Annotated in this window: 18 protein-coding genes; 10 read left to right on the top strand and 8 right to left on the bottom strand. The window is 66.5% G+C overall.

Going from position 1 to position 17,577, the window contains the following annotated elements; all coding sequences use genetic code 11:
* Window positions 1–127: 127 nt before the first annotated feature.
* A complete protein-coding gene (locus F1654_RS13010) occupies window positions 128–1,963 on the top strand; it encodes an aminopeptidase P family protein (protein ID WP_150023995.1) in 1,836 nt (611 codons plus the stop codon).
* The gene (locus F1654_RS13005; protein WP_150023994.1) at window positions 1,960–2,496 is read left to right on the top strand and encodes a hypothetical protein; all 537 of its coding nucleotides are present in this window, start codon (window positions 1,960–1,962) and stop codon (window positions 2,494–2,496) included. Before F1654_RS13010 ends, F1654_RS13005 begins: the two co-directional genes overlap by 4 nt.
* Here F1654_RS13005 and F1654_RS13000 read toward each other — a convergent pair.
* The gene (locus tag F1654_RS13000) at window positions 2,493–2,915 is read right to left on the bottom strand and encodes a RusA family crossover junction endodeoxyribonuclease (RefSeq protein ID WP_233205299.1); all 423 of its coding nucleotides are present in this window, start codon (window positions 2,913–2,915) and stop codon (window positions 2,493–2,495) included. The genes F1654_RS13005 and F1654_RS13000 overlap by 4 nt on opposite strands.
* A gap of 81 nt (window positions 2,916–2,996) precedes the next feature.
* Here F1654_RS13000 and fumC point away from each other — a divergent pair, with 81 nt between their 5' ends.
* Window positions 2,997–4,388: a class II fumarate hydratase gene (gene fumC, locus F1654_RS12995; RefSeq protein WP_150023993.1), complete on the top strand. Its 1,392-nt coding sequence runs from the start codon at window positions 2,997–2,999 to the stop codon at window positions 4,386–4,388.
* 17 nt (window positions 4,389–4,405) lie between these two features.
* Here the strand turns inward: fumC and F1654_RS12990 are convergent, their stop codons facing one another.
* The 3 genes from F1654_RS12990 to F1654_RS12980 form a co-directional block, all read right to left on the bottom strand.
* Complete coding sequence (locus F1654_RS12990) at window positions 4,406–5,275, bottom strand: DUF3626 domain-containing protein (RefSeq protein ID WP_233205298.1); 870 nt, start codon at window positions 5,273–5,275, stop codon at window positions 4,406–4,408.
* Window positions 5,276–5,420: 145 nt separating this feature from the next.
* Complete coding sequence (locus F1654_RS12985; protein WP_150023992.1) at window positions 5,421–6,632, bottom strand: ammonium transporter; 1,212 nt, start codon at window positions 6,630–6,632, stop codon at window positions 5,421–5,423.
* 137 nt (window positions 6,633–6,769) lie between these two features.
* Window positions 6,770–7,606, bottom strand: a complete 837-nt coding sequence (locus F1654_RS12980) for a universal stress protein (protein WP_150023991.1) — start codon at window positions 7,604–7,606, stop codon at window positions 6,770–6,772.
* Window positions 7,607–7,769: 163 nt separating this feature from the next.
* Between F1654_RS12980 and F1654_RS12975 the strand changes: the two genes are divergently transcribed.
* On the top strand, window positions 7,770–8,345 hold the full coding sequence (locus F1654_RS12975) for an HD domain-containing protein (protein WP_150023990.1): 576 nt from the start codon (window positions 7,770–7,772) through the stop codon (window positions 8,343–8,345).
* A complete protein-coding gene (locus tag F1654_RS12970; RefSeq protein ID WP_150023989.1) occupies window positions 8,342–9,319 on the top strand; it encodes an NUDIX hydrolase in 978 nt (325 codons plus the stop codon). The genes F1654_RS12975 and F1654_RS12970 overlap by 4 nt, the downstream gene beginning before the upstream one ends.
* A gap of 3 nt (window positions 9,320–9,322) precedes the next feature.
* Here the strand turns inward: F1654_RS12970 and F1654_RS12965 are convergent, their stop codons facing one another.
* The 3 genes from F1654_RS12965 to F1654_RS12955 form a co-directional block, all read right to left on the bottom strand.
* Window positions 9,323–9,793 carry a DnaJ domain-containing protein gene (locus tag F1654_RS12965; protein ID WP_150023988.1) on the bottom strand — a complete coding sequence of 157 codons (471 nt, stop codon included), beginning with the start codon at window positions 9,791–9,793 and terminating at the stop codon, window positions 9,323–9,325.
* 14 nt (window positions 9,794–9,807) lie between these two features.
* Window positions 9,808–10,692, bottom strand: coding sequence for a division plane positioning ATPase MipZ (locus tag F1654_RS12960; RefSeq protein ID WP_150023987.1), 885 nt, complete (start codon window positions 10,690–10,692; stop codon window positions 9,808–9,810).
* 63 nt (window positions 10,693–10,755) lie between these two features.
* Window positions 10,756–11,334, bottom strand: a complete 579-nt coding sequence (locus F1654_RS12955) for an SPOR domain-containing protein (protein WP_150023986.1) — start codon at window positions 11,332–11,334, stop codon at window positions 10,756–10,758.
* Window positions 11,335–11,471: 137 nt separating this feature from the next.
* On the opposite strand from F1654_RS12955, the gene panC reads away from it, so the two are divergent.
* The 3 genes from panC to F1654_RS12940 all read left to right on the top strand — a co-directional run bounded on the left by panC (window position 11,472) and on the right by F1654_RS12940 (window position 14,010).
* Window positions 11,472–12,332: a pantoate--beta-alanine ligase gene (panC, locus tag F1654_RS12950; RefSeq protein ID WP_408628267.1), complete on the top strand. Its 861-nt coding sequence runs from the start codon at window positions 11,472–11,474 to the stop codon at window positions 12,330–12,332.
* Window positions 12,333–12,484: 152 nt separating this feature from the next.
* Window positions 12,485–13,000 carry a fasciclin domain-containing protein gene (locus F1654_RS12945; protein WP_150023984.1) on the top strand — a complete coding sequence of 172 codons (516 nt, stop codon included), beginning with the start codon at window positions 12,485–12,487 and terminating at the stop codon, window positions 12,998–13,000.
* A gap of 182 nt (window positions 13,001–13,182) precedes the next feature.
* The gene (locus F1654_RS12940) at window positions 13,183–14,010 is read left to right on the top strand and encodes a hypothetical protein (protein WP_150023983.1); all 828 of its coding nucleotides are present in this window, start codon (window positions 13,183–13,185) and stop codon (window positions 14,008–14,010) included.
* Between the two features lie 40 nt (window positions 14,011–14,050).
* On the opposite strand, the gene rimK is transcribed toward F1654_RS12940, so the two are convergent.
* Window positions 14,051–15,460, bottom strand: a complete 1,410-nt coding sequence (gene rimK / locus F1654_RS12935; RefSeq protein ID WP_150023982.1) for a 30S ribosomal protein S6--L-glutamate ligase — start codon at window positions 15,458–15,460, stop codon at window positions 14,051–14,053.
* A 193-nt stretch (window positions 15,461–15,653) separates the two neighbouring features.
* On the opposite strand from rimK, the gene F1654_RS12930 reads away from it, so the two are divergent.
* Together F1654_RS12930 and F1654_RS12925 are read left to right on the top strand one after the other, a co-directional pair.
* A complete protein-coding gene (locus F1654_RS12930) occupies window positions 15,654–16,484 on the top strand; it encodes a pirin family protein (protein WP_150023981.1) in 831 nt (276 codons plus the stop codon).
* A 46-nt stretch (window positions 16,485–16,530) separates the two neighbouring features.
* Window positions 16,531–17,499 carry a glutathione S-transferase family protein gene (locus F1654_RS12925; protein WP_150023980.1) on the top strand — a complete coding sequence of 323 codons (969 nt, stop codon included), beginning with the start codon at window positions 16,531–16,533 and terminating at the stop codon, window positions 17,497–17,499.
* Window positions 17,500–17,577: the final 78 nt, after the last annotated feature.

Below are 17,577 nucleotides of genomic sequence, written 5' to 3'. Positions count from 1 at the left end.
GATATGCGCCGCGCCCATCCCGCCCGCCAGCACCGAAAATGCAAGACGTCCATGCGATTTCGCGCGCAGCAGCCTGTCGCCGCAGGTCGCGATTGATCAGCGCTGCGCGCAGGCGTAGCGTGTCGCCATGACCCAGCCCATCCAGAATTTCGACGTCAAAGGCGGCCCGCATCTGGGCCGCGACCATCTCCCCCTCCTGCGCGCGGCGCTCAAGACCGCCGGGCTGGACGGTTTCATCATCCCCCATGAGGATGAGTACAATAACGAGTACCTGCCAGCGAACGCCGAACGGCTCGCCTGGGCCACCGGGTTCACCGGCTCGGCGGGGGCCGCCATTGTCCTCACCGGCAAGGCCGCGGTGTTCGTGGACGGGCGCTATACCGAACAGGTCAAGGCCCAGGTGGACGCCAAGCTGTTCGAGTATGTCGACCTGATGGAGCCCGGCCCGGCGGGCTGGCTCAAGGCTCACGCCCCGAAGGGCGCGCGCATCGGCTATGACCCGCGCCTGCACGCCCCGGACGCGCTGGCGCGCCTGAAGGACGGCGCGAAAGCCGCCGGCGCGGAGCTGATCGCGCTTGACGACAACCCGATTGACGCCGCCTGGCGCGATCGCCCCCCTGCGCCGCGCGCGGCTGTAGTCCCCCACCCGGAGATGTTCTCGGGCGAAGACCATGGCGCCAAGCGCCGGCGCATCGCCCGCGAGCTGGAAGCCCAGGGCGCGGACGCCTGCGTGATCACCTCGCCAGCTTCCATCGCATGGCTCTTCAATCTGCGTGGCGGGGACGTGGCCTGTACGCCGCTGCCGCTCGCCGCCGCCCTGCTCGACAGTGACGCGCGCGCCACATTGTTCATTGAGGAGAGCAAGCTCACCGCCGCCGCCCGCGCCCATCTGGGCAATGAAGTCGCCGTGCGGCCCGAGAGCGAGTTTGGCGATGCGCTCAAGGCCATGTCCGGCAAGCGCGTGCTGGCCGATCCGGCAAGCGCTTCGGTCTGGGTGTTCCAGCAATTGGAAGCGGGCGGCGCCAGCGTCGTGCGCCAGAGCGACCCGGCAGCCCTGCCGCGCGCGTGCAAGAATGCGGTAGAGATCGAGGGCGCGCGCCAGGCCCATATCCGCGATGGCGAGGCGCTGGTGCGCTTCCTGCACTGGCTCGACACCGAAGCCCAGTCCGGCCACGAGGACGAGATCACAGCAGCGCTGAAACTGGAAGAATTCCGCAAGGCCCTGCCCGAGCTCAAGGATCTGTCCTTCGAGACCATCTCGGCGGCCGGGCCCAACGGCGCCTTCCCCCATTACCGGGTCAACACCGCCTCGGCGCTGAAACTGGCGCCGGGCTCGCTCTATCTGGTGGATTCCGGCGGCCAGTATCCTGACGGCACCACTGATGTGACCCGCACCGTGCCCATCGGCGAGCCGACGGCCGAGATGCGCCGGCATTTCACCCTGGTGCTCAAGGGCCATATCGCCCTGTCGGTGATCCGCTTTCCTGAAGGCACCACCGGCTCGGCGCTCGATGCGCTGGCGCGCGCGCCGCTATGGATGGCCGGGCTCGATTATGACCATGGCACCGGTCATGGCGTAGGCAGCTATCTGGGCGTCCATGAAGGCCCGCAGCGCATCGCCAAGGCGCCCAACGCCGTCGCGCTCAGGCCCGGCATGATCGTCTCCAACGAGCCGGGCTATTACGAGATCGGCGCTTATGGCATCCGCATCGAGAACCTGCAGGTGGTGACCCCGCCCGCGCCGGTGGAGGGCGGGAACCGGGCCATGCTGGGCTTTGAGAGCCTGACCATGGCGCCCATTCATCGCGGGCTGATCGACACCACGCTGCTGAGCCCGTCTGAGATCGCCTGGCTCGACGCCTATCACGCCGAGGTGCGCAAGCGCGTCCTGCCACGTCTGGACGGCGAGGCCGCCACCTGGCTGATCAAGGCCACCGAGCCGCTTTACGGGGCGACGCCGTGAGGCCAGTTCTGGCGCGCGCGGCGGTCATGCTGGCCGCCGCGCTGTGTCTGGCGGGCTGTTTCTATTCGCAAGACGAGCTGATCGGCTGGCGCGCGGCGCACACGCCCATCCGCGCAGGCGAATGGATCCACACCCCCACCCATCCCGATGGCAGCGAATGGGGGGGATACGCCTGGCGCGGGGATATCCGCAACCAGCGCCGCCGCCTAACCTCGCGCGACGCCAACTTCCCCCATGAGGGATTGCGCTTCCGCCGGCTGCACGAGGACATCTATATCGCCCAGTTCCCCGGCCAGGCCGGATATGGCTATGGCGTGGCCTTCGTCTATGAGCGCGGAACCATGGTGAGCTATCACATGCCCGACTGCACCGCGATGTCAGAAGCCGTTCGCGAAGAGGCGGGCGTGGAGACCGATGATGACGGCTTTTGCCGCATCCGCGATCTGGACCATCTCGAAAGCGTGATTCGCGCTTATCTGGACGCGCGCGCAGGCGAGCTGGTGATTGACGGAGTTTACCGGCGCGTAGGTTAAGCCGGCTCGGCGGCCCGGATCGGGCGGGCGCGCACTTTCACCCGCGGGCGTTCGCCGGTGACCTTCTCCACATGCAGGCGCTCGACCTGGCTGTCGTCGTGGAACACCACCCCGGTCAGCGCGTCCAGCACGGCCTTGGCCACATTGTCCACGTCATGGACCGGCGTGTCCGGACCGCGCTCGATCTCGATCACCACCTCGAACGCGCCATAGCGCGGGCGCACGCGGCGGAACTCGGTGCGGAAGAATTCCCCGATCAGGCTCTTGAAACGCCTTGTCTGGGAGGTGACAGCGTCCACGCGCACATGGAGCGAACCGTTCTGCGTAGCCGCCTGCACCTTGCCTCTCCCTTGCCAGTCGAGGGCGTTCCAGTCCTCAACGCGCCAGTCCCGGCCTTCATGTGCGGCTTGATCTGCCATGACCGGGTGCTACACGTCCGACTCGCCTCTCATCCCATTGTCCGCCTGCGGACGCCGCCAGACAAGACCGGAAGCTGACCGATGACCCAGATGCGCACTGAAACCGACTCCTTTGGCCCGCTTCAGGTTCCCGCCGACAGGTATTACGGCGCCCAGACCGCCCGCTCGCTGATCAATTTCAAGATTGGCGGCCAGACCATGCCGGTCCCGCTGGTGCGCGCGCTGGGCGTGGTCAAGCACTGCGCGGCGAAGGCCAATATGGCGCTGGACAATATCGACCCGAAGCTGGGCGAAGCCATCGCGGCGGCCGCGCTGGAAGTCGCCGAAGGCAAGCTGGATGATCACTTCCCGCTGGTCGTCTGGCAGACCGGGTCCGGCACGCAATCGAACATGAACGCCAACGAGGTGATCTCCAACCGCGCGATTGAAATGCTGGGCGGGGAGATGGGGTCAAAAAGCCCGGTTCACCCCAACGATCATGTGAACCGCTCCCAGTCCTCCAATGATGTCTTCCCGACGGCCACCCACATCGCCGCTGCGCGCGAGCTGCACCTGACCCTGGTTCCAGCCCTGCAGGTGCTGCGCAATGCGCTGAACGACAAAGCCAGGGCCTTCAAGGACATCATCAAGATCGGCCGCACCCATCTGATGGATGCGACGCCGATCACGCTGGGTCAGGAATTTTCCGCCTATGTGGCCATGGTCGATAATGGCATCCGGCGCGTGGAAGCGGCCCTGCCCGCCTTGTACGAGCTGGCGCAGGGCGGTACGGCGGTCGGCACGGGGCTGAACGCCAAGCCGGGCTTTGATGTGAAATTCGCCGAGGAAGTCGCCAATCTCACTGGCCTGCCCTTCAGGACGGCGCCCAACAAGTTCGAGGCGCTGTCCACCAAGGACGCTCTGGTGGAAGCCCATGGCGCGCTCAACTCGCTCGCCGTCTCGCTGTTCAAGATCGCCAACGATATCCGGCTTCTGGGTTCGGGTCCGCGTTGCGGCATTGGCGAGCTGGCCCTGCCCGAGAACGAGCCGGGCTCCTCCATCATGCCGGGCAAGGTGAACCCCACCCAGTGCGAGGCGATGACCATGGTCTGCACGCAGGTCATGGGCAATAACGCCGCCGTGACGTTCGCCGGCAGCCAGGGCCATTTCCAGCTCAACGTGTTCAAGCCGGTGATGATCTACAACGTGCTGACCTCCACCCGCCTGCTGGCTGACTCCGCGATCAGCTTCACCGAGAACTGCGTGATCGGCATCGAAGCCAATGAGGCGCGCATCGCCGACATCATGGAGCGCTCGCTCATGCTGGTGACGGCGCTCGCTCCGAAGATCGGCTATGACAACGCCACGACAGTAGCCAAGACAGCGCACAAGAACGGCACCACCCTGCGCGAGGAAGCGGTCCGGCTGGGCTTTGTCACCTCGGAAGAGTTTGACGAGGTGGTGCGCCCTGAACAGATGATCGGGCCGAAATAGGCCTGATTATCGCGCGGTCACAGCCCGCCTTGCGCGCCGAAATGGGCAAGGCAGTGCCACAGGCGTTTGAGCAGAAGCGGTGACCCCACGCCGCGGTTTTGCGCCTGACCGATCAGACGCGGCGTGATGCAGCCGTTTTCCGCCACCGCCGGGATCAGGTCCGCCACCTCCCGGCCCCGGTAGGCGGCGCAGTCCTCATACCGGTCAACCGGCAGCCTGAAGCCCGGATGCCATTCGACCGGACACGCCAGGGCGTTGGCGAAGGCCTCAATCTGCGTGCCCCGATAGCTGGGATCGAGGACCAGGGCGTCCATGGACGCGCCGATCTCCAGCGGCCCGTGCACATGGGCTTCAATATAGCGGTCGAGCGGTTCGAGATTGTCCAATTGCGCAGCCTTCAGCTCAATGAGAGCCATGCGCTCGGCCACCCCGAAATCCACCGGGTCCAGATAGCTGTCGGGAAAGCAGAACGTGGTGCGCTCCAGGACTTCAGCGCGCACACGGAAATGGGCCGATCCGAAGCGCGGCGACCCGCCATAAGGCGAGCCGCGATCATTCAAGGCGCCGTATTTCGGGCGCAGCGGCGCGGGCGCGCTATCGTAGGCGCCGGAGAAGATGCGGCTCTCCCACATCCAGCGCGCACCGCCCTGAAAGGCGGTCAAACCGCCATTGCTGGTCCCGGTTTCGAACTGGGACCGGTAAACGCCCTCGGATGCGATACGCGCCAGCACGCTCTCGCCTTCATAGGCCCAGTCGGGGTGGAAATTGAGGGTGACGGACATGGCCGCCGGCAGGGCCGGACCCGACGCCCTCTCGCGGATACCCTCCAGAGCCTGCTGGATATGAGGCTCCGCGATACGGGATGCGCCCGGCTTATCCAACCCCACGGCCTCCAGCCTGTCTTTTGTGACCCCCAGAATAGGGCCGCAAGCTGCAGACTTGAAGCACGGGCTTGATCTCGCCCCTAAAAAAAAATCCCCGGCGGGCGAACCGCCGGGGACCAGTCAGGGAGGACCGGTATGGGAGGGCGCCTCAGGCGCTCTCCCCATGCAGCGCGATGTCGAGGCCGGTGACCTCGTCCTCGGCGTCCACACGCAATGTCATGAAGCGTTCGAGTACCCACAGGATCGAGAAGGTGGCGATGGCGCACCAGGCGGCTGCCGCCAGCGCGCCCCAGGTCTGGGTCCAGACCGCGAGCCAGTTGCCTTCCACCCCGCCCGAGGCGCCGCCAATGGCTGTCGCAGCGAACACGCCTGTCAGCACCGCGCCGGCGAACCCGCCCACGCCATGCAGGCCGAACGCATCCAGGCTGTCATCGTATTTGAGCGCCCGCTTGAGGCCGGTCACCGCGAAATAGGCTGCCGCCGCCGTCGCAACACCGATGATGAAGGCGGCATAGGGCTCCACATAGCCCGCCGCCGGGGTAATGCCGACCAAGCCCGCCACCGCGCCCGAAGCCGCGCCCAGCACGCTGGGCTTGCCCCGGAACACCCATTCCAGACCCGCCCAGGCCAGCGCCGCAGACGCCGCCGCGATCTGGGTGACCAGGGCCGCATGGGCCGCAAGGGCATTGGCCTCCAGCGCCGAGCCGCCATTGAAGCCGAACCAGCCCACCCACAACAGTCCTGCGCCAATAACGGTCAGGACAAGATTATGCGGCGGCGCTCCCTCCTGCGGCCAGCCGCGCCGGGGGCCGAGCTTGAGCGCCAGCACAAGCCCCGCCACGCCGGAATTGATATGAACCACCGCGCCGCCTGCGAAATCGAGCACACCGGCTTCATCGAGAAACCCGCCGCCCCAGACCCAGTGGGCGATGGGCGCGTACACCACCAGCAGCCAGACCGGCACGAAGATCATCCAGGCCGAAAAGCGCAGGCGCTCGGCCGCCGCCCCGGCGATGATCGCCACGGTGATGATGGCGAAGGTCAGCTGGAACAGGATGAAGGCGCTCTCGGGTATCCCGTCCGCATCGCTGTCCAGCGTCAGGCCGGACAGGAACAGCCGGTCGAACCCGCCAAACAACGCGCCGTCTCCGGCGAAGGCGAAGGAATAGCCGGCAATCACCCAGGTCAGGGTGACCAGCGCCGCAGCGCCCAGAGACTGCATCAGGGTGGACAGGACATTGGTGCGCCGCACCATGCCGCCATAGAACAGCGCCAGACCCGGCACGGTCATCATCAGCACAAGGGCCGAGGCCGTGAGGATCCACGCCACATCGCCGCCGGCAAACCCTGTTGCATCCATCGCTGCTCTCCCCTTCGCGATTGCAGCAAAGCGGAGCGTGTCAGAAATGAATTGTCAGCGTACCGCGCACATTTTGTTGCAATGCAGCGCTCTGGCGCCCGCTAATGGAGCGCTCATGCACGGCTGTGGGGCGCCGTTCAGTGAGCAATCAGCAGCGACGGGCCGTCCTTGGCCCCCAGCAGCGTGCGTGTGACGCCGCCGAAAATGAACTGGGCGATGCGCGACTGGCCGTAGGCGCCCGCCACCAGGAGGTCTGCGCCCTCGCTCGCCTCCAGCAGCGCCGTCCCCAGCGAGCCGTCAGGCTTGATCTCGACGGCCTTGGCCTCGATCCCGCGCGGGCGCAGCCAGTTGGCGAGCCGGTTAGGCGCAGCCGCGGCGCGGTCGTTGTAATCAAGGTTTTTCGGGCTGTGCAGGATGGAGACCTCCACACCCTTGGTGAAGAACGGCGCGGCGGCGAAGGCGGCGCGAGCGGCTTCCTTCGACCCGTCCCAGGCCACGGCGATCTTGCGCGCCGGGATCGCGCCGCCGCGCGGGACAAAGAGCGGGCAGCCCTCTTCCACCAGGCAGGCAGTGGTGAAATCAGCCAGCGGCCCCTTGCCCGCCGCCGCCTCGGGGCAGGTCACAAGCAGGCGCACCAGCCGGGCCTGCTGTGCGGCTTCGGCCGGGCTGTCGGTGATGCGCCGGAAGCTCGCCGCGTCGGCCAGATCCGATGCGGCCACAGCCGTGTTGAACCGCTCCATGGCCGCCTTGGCGTAGACGTCAGCCTCCTCGCGCACTGCATCAAGCGCGGTGGAGACCACCGAGGCGCCCGCAGCGCCCGGACCGGTCCACAACATATAGGCGGCCGGATCGGGCTCCACGAACACCCCGCGCAGATCGGCGTCGAAGATCGCGGCGAGCTTGAGGGCGGCGTCAAGCGGGGCGGCGTCAGCTTCGGTACCCTGAAGGGCGACCAGAAGGCGTTCGGATTTCATCTCGGCTCTCCTTCGTTTGGAGCAGTGCTGGCGGCTGTGCGCCAAGCCTCTCTTGAACTTACGCTGTTTCCCGATAGGACGGAACGCATAGAGCGATAACCCGGAGCGAGACCCTTTGACGCGCGCGCCTTCCACCTCCCCTCCGCCCCGCGCCTGGCAGCGCATGCTGTCAGGACGCAGGCTGGACCTTTTGGACCCCTCGCCCATGGATATCGAGATCACCGATATCGCCCATGGCCTGGCGCGGGTGGCGCGCTGGAACGGGCAGACCTTTGGCGAGCACGCTTTTTCCGTGGCCGAGCATTCGGTGATCGTGGAGCGCGTCTGCCTGCGCCTGAAGCCGGACTGGCCCTATGCCTGGCGCCTGGGCGCGCTCCTTCATGACGCGTCCGAATATGTGATCGGCGACATGATCTCGCCCTTCAAGGCTGCTCTGGGCTATGATTACAAGGTGGTCGAGGCCCGGCTGGAGGGAGCGGTGAACATGCGCTACGGACTGCCCGCCGTCCTGCCTGCCGGGGTCAAGGCCGTCATCAAGCGCGCCGACAAGGCCTGTGCCTTCTTCGAGGCCACCCAGATCGCTGGCTTCACCACGGAAGAGGCCCGCAAGCTGTTCGGGCGTCCGCCTGCGGGCGTGCGCCTGACCATCGACCCCCTGCCGCCCTCAAAGGCCCAGGCGCAATTCCTCGACCGGTTCGAGCAATTACTGTCCGGCGCCGAGCGTGAGCGCGCGCGATGAAACCGGCCATCGATCCCGAAAAACAGGGCCGGCTGGTGGTCGGCCTCAACGCGGTGATCTTCGCCGCGGATGGCGAGGGCGAGCTGCAGGTGCTGGTCACCGAGAGCCTGGAAGGCGAATACGCCGCCCTGCCCTTCGGCCCGTTCGACCCGGACGCCCACCGCACATTCGAGATCGGCCTGCGCGAATGGGTGCGCGGCCAGACCGGGTTTGAACTGGGCTATGTGGAGCAGCTCTACACCTTCGGGGATATGGGCCGCGAGGCGCCGGTGGCCGCACTCGCCGGCGCCCAGGGCGCGCGCGTCATTTCGGTGGGATATCTGGGCCTTGCCCATGAAGCGCGCCCGCTCAAGAGCGCCGAAGCGCACTGGGTGGAGCTGACGCGCTTCTTTCCCTGGGAGGATCACCGCGAGGGCCGGTCCGGCGTGCTCAGTGATCTGATCGAGCCGGCCTTGCGCTCATGGGCCGACGAGGCCGCCGCACCCGGGCGGCGCGCCGCGCGCCTGCAGCGCGTGCGCGCCACGTTCGGCCTGGACGGCGCGCCCTGGAATGAAGAGCGCGCGCTGGACCGGTATGAACTGCTCTACGAGGCGGGGCTGGTGGCGGAAGCCGCACGCGACCGGGGCGAACCGGCCGGCGGCGTGCAGGCCGGCCAGGCCATGGCCTCCGACCATCGGCGGATTCTCGCCACCGCGCTGTCGCGCCTGCGCGGCAAGGTGAAATACCGCCCCATCGTGTTTGAGCTGACGCCGGACCTGTTCACCCTCTCCCACCTGCAAAAGCTTGCCGAATCCATCTCCGGCTTCGCCTTGCACAAGCAGAATTTCCGCCGCGCCCTGGACCGGGCCGGCTTCGTGGAAGGCACCGGTCAGCTCGAAAGCCGCACCGGCGGGCGCCCCGCCGAGCTCTACCGGTACAAACCAAGCCCCGCGCCAGCGGGGGCGCTGGGCATCGCGGTGCCGCGGTTGAAGTAGCCCTCACCGCCCCAGCAGCACATCCCTTGCTTCCTGCACCTGGGCGGCCAGGGGGCCGGATCCGCCGGCGTCGGGGTGGAGTTTTTTCATCAGCTCGCGATGGGCCTGGCGGATCTCGTCGGCGGAGGCGTTTTCGGCGACGCCGAGAATCTGCGCCGCCTCGCGCCGGGTCATCGTGCTGCGCCGTGAGGGCCTGCGGGTTTGCTCATGGGACGCGCCGTCCTGGCCTTGTCCTTGCGCCCTGCCCTGACCAGGACGCAGCGAAGCGCCCAGAAGGCCCAGCCCTGCGGCCAGCACCGGAATGCCCGCCACGGCCAGGCCCCGCACGGTCAGCACCACCCCGGCGCCCACGCCCACCAGTCCCAGCAAGACGCGCAGCATCATGGCGGCCTGCGCCGTTTTCATGCGCGAAAACGCATAGGCCAGAAACGCAACCGCCAGGGCGGCGGCCAGAAGGGGCATGATCAGGCTCATCCAAAGCCCTCCGCTCAGAACGGCATGCGCGCGCCGGCAAGGCCTGGCAGTTTGAGGATAATGATCAGCTCGCGCAATTCCTGGCGCGCGGCCACATGGCTCATGGTGAAGGCCACGCTCGATCCGCTTTCGGTGAGATCAATGAGGGTGAGCCCCGCCGGGAACAGCTCGCGATAGATGACGCGCTCTGAAAAGCCCGGCGCCAGGCGGAAGCCGATGCGTTCGGACAGGCTCTTGAGCCCCTCCCACACCCGGCGCTTGTTGTGGGCGTCCAGCATGGAGACCCGGTTGCGCATCACCACCCAGTCAATCGTGCGCCGTGTGGCCTTCGCCTTCATCTTGCGGCTTTCCCAGACCATGGCGGCGTAGACGCTGGGCCGGCCCACCTCGAATGTATCCGGGTCCACATCGGCCAGAAGGGCGAAATCGACAAAACTGTCATTGACCGGGGTGACAATGGTGTCTGCGCTGGCGTGGGCCAGACGCGCGTAATGGGTGTCGCCGCCGGGCGCATCCACGATGATGAAATCACACGCGCCCGAGAGTTCGGCCAGCGCCGCCGTCCAGGCCTCGCGCTCCTCGGCCTCGACATCGTCAAGGCTGCGCGACGCCGAGGCCGGCACGGGCCGCTCCACCGGCATGGGCAGGGAGACCTGGCGCTTGTGCGCCCAGCGGCGACGGTTCTCCAGATAGCGCGTCAGCGTCGCCTGGCGCAGATCAAGATCGATCACCCCCACCCGCTTGCCCATGCGCAACAGCGCCACAGCCAGATGGATGGCGATGGTGGACTTGCCCGCCCCGCCCTTTTCATTGCCCACGACAATGACATGAGCGCCCTGCGGCGCGGCGCGGGCGGCGTCATCGGTGCGGATCTGGTCAGCGGTGTCGGTATGGCTCATGGCGCGGCGACCCTGTTGCGGGCTGGCGTCATGGATACACCAGTCCGGCGCACAGGGAAGGGGTCATGCGCCGTCAGGGGCGACCGGCTCGCCCGTGAAATCAAGCGTCTGGCACCACAGTCCCTCGGCCTGCAGCGCGGCGCAAGCGCGCGCGGCGGCTTGGCTTGTGTCGAACGGGCCGGCTTTCAGGCGCAGATACACGCCGCGCTCGCCCAGATCGGCGGGCGTCACGCGCGCCTCCAGACCGGCCAGCGTAGCGTGAGAGGCGCGCAACGCCCGCCATCCCGCACGCACATGGGCCGGATCGCGATAGGACGCCAGATGGATGGCGTGCAGCACCGAGCGCGCGCCCGTCAGATCGGGCGCCGGAGCCAGTCCCGCCGTTGGGTCGTAAGGCATCAGCGCGCTATCATCCTGGCCGGCGTCATCGGCGTGCTCCGCCCTGGCCCGCGCGCTCAGCGCACGCTCCAGCGCGGCCATTTCCGGCGCTGCGCCGCGCACCCGGTCCGGGGCGCTGCGCTCGGTCTCCACCAGCAGGCGCGCCAGCGCCTGGGCGCGCGTCTCGTCACGCCCGTCCGCGCCCGACAGGGCCGAGCAGGCGCCAAGGCACAGGGCCGGCAGAAGGATCAGCCATCGCATCATGAAACATGCGCTTACACCGAGTCGCGCGCAATGCGCGCCCCCGGCGTGATGCGCCTGCGAAAGGCCAGTCCCGTGTGCCCGGGAAACGCGCTAGCCTTGGCTCACCCTCCTGCCCGCACGGAGCCTTGCCGGTGATTTTGCCCCTGCCCAGCGTTCACAGCGTCCCTGACTTGCGCGCCGTCATCGCCGGCTGGCGCGCGCAAGGGTTCAGCATCGGTTTCGTACCCACCATGGGCGCGCTCCACGCCGGTCATATCGCCCTGGTCCGTCAGGCGCTTACGCGCTGCGACCGGGTTGCAGCGAGCGTGTTCGTGAATCCGGCCCAGTTCGCGCCGGGCGAGGATTTCGACGCCTATCCGCGCACGCTCGACGCTGACGCCGCCAAGCTCGCTGAAGCGGGCTGCCACCTGCTCTACGCGCCCACGGCGCGCGCCATGTATCCCGACGGCTTCTCCACCACGGTCAGCCTCAAGGGCCCGGCCCTGGGGCTGGAAAGCGAGGCGCGCCCGCATTTCTTCGCCGGCGTGGCCACCGTGGTGACCAAGCTGCTTACCCAGGTCAGCCCGGACGTGGCGGTGTTCGGGGAGAAGGACTATCAGCAATATCTGGTGATCAAGCGCCTGGCCGCCGATCTCGACCTGCCGGTCGCCATCGAGGCGGGCGAGACGGTGCGCGAGGCGGACGGCCTCGCCCTGTCCTCGCGCAATGTCTATCTCTCGGGCCAAGAGCGTCAGCGCGCCGCCCGGCTCAATGTGATCCTGGACGACTTCGCCCGCGATCTGACCGAAGGGCGCGCCGTGGCGGAGGCGGAAGCCGCCGCGCTCAAAGCCGCGCATGAAACGTTCGACGCGGTGGATTATGTCACGGCCAGATGTGCGCAGACCCTTGAAATACTGGGTCCGGGACCGGCGGACCGGCCCACCCGCGTGCTCGCCGCGGTGAGGGTTGGAACCACCCGTCTGATTGATAACCGCGCCGCGTCCCGCCCGGACCGATAAAGCACCCTGTTTTGCGCCCAATGCAGTTCGCCATGATCCGGACGCTTCCGGGCCGCGTACTATTGTCTGTTCTATATGCAATAGAACCGTTGCGGCGCAGAGGCGCCCGCAGCGTCGAGATCAGACAAGAGCAACCCAAACAGGAGCTCCCCATGCGTATCTCCACCCTGCTTGCTTCTTCCGTTCTGGCTTTTGGCGCGGTCGGCGCCGCCGCCGTTGCCGATCATCATGGCGACGGCTATAGCGCTGAAGCCCAGCCGACCATTGTCGAAATCGCGTCTGCCGACGACACCTTCTCCACCCTGGTGGCGGCCGTGACGGCGGCGGATCTGGCTGACGCCCTGGCCGGCGAAGGCCCGTTCACCGTTTTCGCGCCCACCAATGATGCGTTCGACGCCCTGCCCGAAGGCACGGTCGAAAGCCTTCTGGAAGAGGGCAATCGCGACCAGCTCACCGCGGTTCTGACCTATCACGTGGTGTCCGGCCGCTATCTGGCCGCCGAGACCCCGGCGGGCACGTATGAGCTGCCGACCCTGCAAGGCTCCACCGTCACCGTCGTCATCGGCGAAGACGGTGCGGTCACCGTGGACGGCGCCAATGTGATCTCTGCCGACATCGAAGCCTCAAACGGCGTCATCCACGTCATCGACGCGGTAATCCTGCCGTAAGGCGCACGCTATCGGGGCGCGTCCTCCCCTGTTCGCGCCCTGACGTCCCGGCCCCGCAGCTTGCATCCCGAGCTGCGGGGCCTTGTATTTTGGAACGCCCACGCGACGGCTGTCGCGTGGGCGTCATTGCCTGTGCTAGAAACACGTTAGTGTTGCATAACTGTTTACCACGGAACACAACTATGAATTATATAGCTGCGCTATATTTCTCCCATATGGTGCTGCTGGCAGGCGTGGAAACGGCATCCGTACAATGCGATGTCCCTGGCTTCGACCACCTGATTGATGACCTTGGCCGCGGCATAATCGTTATCGGCGAGCTCCACGGGACTGAGGAGGGTCCTGCTCTGTTGAGCAATCTGGCTTGTGCCGCAATCACTCGGAATCTGCGTACTGCAGTATTATTCGAAGCGCCGGGTCAATTTGACGAAATTCTCAATTCAACGCCGGGCCGGCGCGAGGCAGCACAGGCCCATCTGTGCGAACACATGGAGCCATTCTGGGCCTGGTCACGGGATGGTCGCGGCACGCACGCCCTATTGAGCGCGTGGGTCAATCTGGCCGAGATGCGAGGCTCGAGCGCGAATGGTTTGACGCTTGGAGCGCATGATCTCAGCTGGGGCCGGAGCGAGGCGCACAGTTTATCTCAGCACGCCAAGAGCCGTGCTGCAGCCATGACCGAGCGCATCTCCAAAGCGCTTTCTGATCATGCAATAGTTATTGTTAATGTCGGCGCCGCCCATCCGACTCGCATTCGAGAGCGCCTCCTCGTCGACGCTGCCTATGATGGCCGGCCAATCACGCGCGTGGCGCAGCGTTTTTCCGGAGGACAGGCGTGGAACTGCCAACGATCACGTTGCCAGACACATGATATCCCTGGTCGCTATCGAGGACCGGCCAGCACACCCGGAGTGGTGCGTACAGAGACGATAAGGAACTATGACGCGGTTGTGCATTTGGGCGATGCGACCGCTTCACCCGCCCTTAGAGAGACGGACGCCTGCGACTAAACGAGCCCCTTCCGCACCTCGTTTGCGGTTGAAACACGACCTAAGACGCGCCCGAAGTCTTAGGTCTTCGTCTCGCAGGACGCGCCGAGACCGTGCGCACGTGGGTTTCGAGATGTTCTATAATCAATCCCGCCACGTCCTTCTTTGACGTCGCCTCGATCCCCTCAAGGCCGGGCGAGGAATTGACCTCCAGCACTTTCGGCCCGGTCTCCGAGCGCAGCAAATCCACCCCCGCCACCGCCAAACCCATGGCGCGCGCCGCCTTGATGGCGGCGCTGCGTTCGTCGCGGGTGATGCGCACGGGCGCGGCCTCCCCGCCCCGGTGCAGATTGGAGCGGAACTCGCCGGCCTGTGCCTGGCGCTTCATGGCCGCGACCACCTTGCCGCCGATAACGAAGCAGCGAATGTCCGCCCCGCCCGCCTCCTTGACGAATTCCTGCACGATGAAATTGGCGTCCAGGCCCCGGAAGGCGTCGATCACGCTCTCGGCGGCCTTCCTGGTCTCGGCCAGCACCACGCCGCGCCCTTGCGTGCTTTCCAAGAGCTTCACCACCAGGGGCGCGCCGCCCACATGCTCGATCAGATTGCGCGTGTCCTTGGGCGAGTGGGCGAAGGCGGTGGTGGGCATGCCGATCCCGGCGCGCGCCAGCAACTGGTGGGCATAGAGCTTGTCACGGCTGGCGCCGATGGCCGACGCCGAATTGAGGATATAGGCGCCGGTCATTTCAAACTGGCGCAGCACCGCCATGCCGTAATTGGTCATGGACGCGCCGATGCGCGGGATCACCGCGTCATAGCGCGGCAGTTTGCGCCCGTCATAATACACCGCCGGCGCCAGCGTGTTGATCGCCATGGTCACGCGCGCGGTATTGATCATCTCGGCCACATGGCCGCGCGCCTCGGCCGCCGCTTTCAGGCGCAGGGACGAGTAATTCTTCGGCTCGCGCGTCAGAATGGCGATGCGCAAGGGCCGGGGCACGGGCGGGCGGCGCGGCACGTCGCCATACAGGTCATAGGAAAGCTGGCCCTGCATACAGGACTGGCCGGGATTGACCACCATATCGTCCAGGATCGCCGAACGGCCCAGCAGCATGCGGTATTGCATGGTCTCCCGGTTGGTCAGCGTGACCTCGATGGGCCAGGTGCGCCCGCCGATGCGCACATCGGCCCGGATCACCCAGCGCAACTCGCTCTCGCCATTGGAGGAAATCACCTCGCGCCGGTCCACCGCCGGGGCCGCGCAGGTGATTTCCAGATCCGGGCGATCAGGAACAGGGTGCATGATGAAACGCACCTGGGGCGACGCCTCCGGACCGAACGGCTCCACCGCCACGGCGTGCAGCGCGCTGGTGCGCGCGCCGGTGTCCACCTTCGCCTTGATGGCGGGCAGGCCCAGGCCGGGAAATGCGGCCCACTCCTCCCAGCCCAGTACAAACGGGTCGCTCGTCATGAAGGCGGTCCTGCTGATCGCTGTGCGCGCGGGAGCGTTAGCCCGCAATGAGGGCGATTGTCCATGCGCCACGCGCCGCGCCTGCCTGTTTCTTTGCGCGCGGGGAAACACTGTTTGGCCGGATGGCGCCCTCGCCAGATCGCGCCGGGAGGGCCATGTTGACAGCCAGCATACACAATCAGGAGCCAATGCCATGAGCCTGCGTCCCATCATCAAGACCACGCGCGGCATGCCGGCCTCGGACGGGGCGGGCGTGAAGCTGACGCGCCTTCTGGGCACGCCCGACCTGCGGGTGCTGGACCCGTTCCTGATGCTCGACAAATTCCATTCGGACAATCCGGGCGACTATATCGCCGGCTTCCCGCCCCACCCCCACCGGGGGTTCGAGACCGTGACCTATATGGTCGAGGGGCGCATGCGCCATCAGGACAATAAAGGCTATGAAGGCGTGATCGGGCCGGGCGGGGTGCAGTGGATGACGGCTGCGCGCGGCATCATCCATTCGGAAATGCCAGAGCAGGACAATGGCCTGATGAGCGGCTTCCAGCTCTGGGTGAATCTGCCGCGCGCCGAGAAGATGAAGGATCCCGGCTATCAGGAATTCGCCGAAGGCCAGATTCCGACCGACGCGCGCGAGGGCGTGACGGCCAAGATCGTCACCGGGCGCACCTCCACGGGCGTGGAGGGGCCGGTGCGCGATGTCACTGTGGAGCCCTTCTACGCCGAGCTGCGCATGGAGCCCGGCGCGGTGTTTGAAGAGCCGGTCCCGGCGGGCAAGACCGCTTTCGTGGCCGTGCATTCAGGCGCGGTGACCACCGGCGGCGCAAGCCTGAGCGAAGCCCAGCTCGGCGTTTACGGTCCCGGCGATGCCGTGCGCATCGAGGCCGGGCCTGAAGGCGCGCGCGCCATGCTGGCGGCGGGCTATCCAATCGGCGAGCCCATCGTATGGGCCGGCCCGTTTGTGATGACCACCGAGGGCGAGGTGCGCCAGGCCATGCTGGACTATCAGCAGGGCCGGTTCTGACGCGCCTGAACCGCTAATCACTGCAAGCTGCACAAGGAGACCGACCATGGGCCGGCTCATCGACGGCGTCTGGACAGACGAATGGTATGACACTGAAAGCACGGGCGGAAAGTTCGAGCGCTGGGACAGCGTGTTCCGCAACTGGATCACCGCGGACGGCGCGCCCGGCCCGGCAGGCAAGGGCGGCTTCAGGGCCGAGCCGGGGCGCTATCATCTCTATGTGTCGCTGGCCTGTCCCTGGGCGCACCGCACGCTGATCTTCCGCCGCCTCAAAGGCCTGGAGGATATGATTTCGCTATCGGTGGTGCACTGGCTGATGAAGGAGAACGGCTGGACGTTCCAGGACGGCCCCGGCGTCATCCCCGACCCCATCCACAATGCGCGTTACATGCATGAGGTCTACACGGCGGCCGCGCCGGACTATTCAGGCCGGGTCACCGTGCCGGTGCTGTGGGACAAACAGACCGGAACCATCGTCTCCAACGAGAGCGCGGACATCATCCGCATGTTCAATTCCGCCTTTGACGGCGTGGGCGCGAAGGCGGGCGACTATTACCCCGAGGCCCTGCGCGAGGAGATCGATGGGCTGAACGCGCGCATCTATGACACGGTCAATAACGGGGTCTACAAGGCCGGTTTCGCCACCAGCCAGCGCGCCTATGAGGAGGCCGTGGGGCCGTTGTTCGAGAGCCTGGACTGGCTCGAAGCGCGCCTGTCCCAGGGCGGGCCGTATCTGACAGGCGAAACCCTCACCGAGGCGGACTGGCGGCTCTATACGACGCTGGTGCGCTTTGACCCGGTCTATCACGGCCATTTCAAATGCAATCTGAAACGCCTGATCGACTATCCGCACCTGGCCGCCTATGCCCGGCGCCTGCACGCCCATGAGGATGTGGCGGGACTATTCAATCTCGAGCACGCCAAGCGCCACTATTACGAGAGCCATGACATGATCAATCCGTCCGGCGTGGCGCCTCTGGGCCCGCTGCGCCATGCGGCGGACGGGTCTGGCTGACACCCCTCCCGCGAATCCGTGAGGGCTGCTAGGATCATGGGCGAAAGGCGCTGTGGAAGCGCCGCTGACAGGAGCCCG

The organism is Alkalicaulis satelles (genome assembly GCF_008630495.1).
GTDB lineage: Bacteria > Pseudomonadota > Alphaproteobacteria > Caulobacterales > Maricaulaceae > Oceanicaulis > Oceanicaulis satelles.
This window is presented reverse-complemented; position numbering and strand designations above follow the sequence as displayed.